We start from the raw sequence: 2,108 nt of genomic DNA, 5'->3' as shown, positions 1-2,108 counted from the left end.
GTGGTAAAAAGTCAGAATTGGTTTCCGAGTTGAAAAAATTAGATTCATATGATCCATACGAAAATCATGGTGCCATTCCTAAAACTAACAAAGTGGCGGAACGTTTACGACGTGATCAGCCAATCTTAAAACAGGTTGGGATCGAATATGAGGAAACAAAATCAAAGGGTAATATGTATGTTACTTTTAAACACCGGACGGGGGGCAATTCTATGTCTACCCTATCTACCCCCGCGAACCAAAACATTGATACAGCAGTATCTTAATGGGGTAGAGATAGAATGCAGAACGTCTACCCCATGGCTAAAAGCGTTGCTATATCAATGTTTCAATGGGGTAGAGATACAAAAATCAATGTCTACCCCTGATAAATGTTGATATAGCAAGGATTCGACGCATGGGGTAGAGGTACTCTATTTGATGTCTACCCCAAAGAACGTTAACATAGCGGCATTTTGATAATCAGGGGTAGACATAGTAGAGACAGAATCCCAGCGCGTTCGTTAATTGTGAAAGGAAATCATAGTATGACTACTAAAAAAATTGAACAAGCAATTTATGAGTATATTGCAAGTCATAATGAAACTAGTTTTTTAGAAATCGAACATCTTTTTGAAAGTATAGGCTATGACTATCATGGCGATAAAGATGTCCGATCTGCTGACCGCCAAGGTGTAGTATTCTGGGCCCTTTGGAAGCGAGAAGCCACAGAAGCAATTGTATCAGTAGTAAAACGGCCAGAAGTGAAAATGCACGCTACGTCGATTCTGACGTACATGGTTGACGGTGGGTACTTAAATATGCCACTGGTTGAAAGTAAACGTCCATATAAAAGATTGCATTGGCAACCGGTGGTGTTTGATTTAGAAAAGGAGACTAACTAATGAAAATTAAGATGGTACATGCTGACAATATGGAGGAGTTATTTGCGCAAGTTTCGGAAGTCGACAAAGCACAAGATATTGATGACGAACTGTTAGATGTAGAATTTGATTTTATTAAGGTGAGCGATTCAAAAGTGATTTATTGCGAAGCATTGGTTTATAGGACTGGTGATGAAGATGAAGAACTATAATCTAAACCGCCTAAATAAGCGGGTACAGTTTGGCACCGTCAAGACTGTTCAGAACCTAATAAACGGCACAACCAAGCAACAATTCGTACCACTGTTCACTGTCTGGTGTGGTGAGTATACATTGACCATCAGTAACACTATTAGCCTTACTGGTACGACTGCGACAACTAACCAGCTAATTGCGGTGCGCCATGATGAACGTATTACCACAGCACTACTAGCGTTGCTAGATGGGGTTGAGTATAAGGTTGCTGGCGTTAGTTCTGATGGCGAACTGAATGCTTATGACGTGGTAACACTAACTAAGGTCAACGGTCATGGCTAAGCCAATGAAGCAATGTGAGCACCCAGGTTGTCGGACGCTAGTTGCTTATGATGTACGATACTGTGAGAAGCACCGCAAGGCCACTAACAAGTGGCGGTATCACAAACGCATGTACGATTCAGACGAGAGTAAGTACCAACAGTTCTACAAGTCTTCGGCATGGCGCAAGTTGTCACGGCGGTTCCTTGAAAGCAATCCGGTATGTGTACAGTGCTACCAAGATGGGGTGATCCGTAAAGCCAATGTGGTCGATCACGTTATCGAAATCAAAGACGATTGGTCACGTCGCTTAGATGAAAGTAACCTACAACCATTGTGCTACCGACACCATAACCGGAAGACTAGACTGGCTAGAGAACAACGGGAGCAACCAACTAAATAACCAATGAGTGTCGTGCTGAAAGGTGCGGCGCTTTTTAGTATCTGCGGTCGCAAGTTACGACCTTAGATAACGTACTAACTTGGTGCACTAGCTGACTCGCTAAGATGACGTGACAGGTTGCTTTTGCGCCCTAAGTTTAACTTAGGTAGTAGATCTGCGAAATACTGCGCTGAACTTTCAGCCGAGATACTAAGCGGAGTTTTCCGCTGACCTAACAAGTGTACGCTGACTACATTTGTTAAGCCGAGCTACTGAGTCGAAATTTTCGACCGAGTTAACCAACCCGCATTTTGCGTCTACGTTGCCAAAATTGGCAATGGACTGCG

At 42.9% G+C, this 2,108-nt stretch carries 5 protein-coding genes; all 5 read left to right on the top strand.

Annotated features, from left to right (window positions below; translation table 11 throughout):
• A partial coding sequence (locus tag MMY95_RS15450; protein WP_241277810.1) for a hypothetical protein occupies positions 1-266 on the top strand: 266 nt, incomplete at its 5' end.
• A gap of 261 nt (positions 267-527) precedes the next feature.
• Positions 528-884, top strand: a complete 357-nt coding sequence (locus MMY95_RS15445; RefSeq protein ID WP_128537007.1) for a pathogenicity island protein — start codon at positions 528-530, stop codon at positions 882-884.
• The gene (locus MMY95_RS15440) at positions 884-1,075 is read left to right on the top strand and encodes a hypothetical protein (protein WP_148419183.1); all 192 of its coding nucleotides are present in this window, start codon (positions 884-886) and stop codon (positions 1,073-1,075) included. The genes MMY95_RS15445 and MMY95_RS15440 overlap by 1 nt, the downstream gene beginning before the upstream one ends.
• Entirely contained in the window at positions 1,062-1,400 is a 339-nt protein-coding gene (locus tag MMY95_RS15435) for a phage head closure protein (RefSeq protein WP_054519352.1), read from the top strand. The genes MMY95_RS15440 and MMY95_RS15435 overlap by 14 nt, the downstream gene beginning before the upstream one ends.
• A complete protein-coding gene (locus MMY95_RS15430) occupies positions 1,393-1,782 on the top strand; it encodes an HNH endonuclease signature motif containing protein (RefSeq protein WP_241277809.1) in 390 nt (129 codons plus the stop codon). Before MMY95_RS15435 ends, MMY95_RS15430 begins: the two co-directional genes overlap by 8 nt.
• Positions 1,783-2,108 lie beyond the last annotated feature (326 nt).

Source organism: Lactiplantibacillus sp. ME-2 (assembly GCF_022549155.1).
Classification (GTDB): domain Bacteria; phylum Bacillota; class Bacilli; order Lactobacillales; family Lactobacillaceae; genus Lactiplantibacillus; species Lactiplantibacillus plantarum.
The sequence above is the reverse complement of the archived record's forward strand: the minus strand, read 5'-3'. Positions and strand labels throughout refer to the sequence as shown.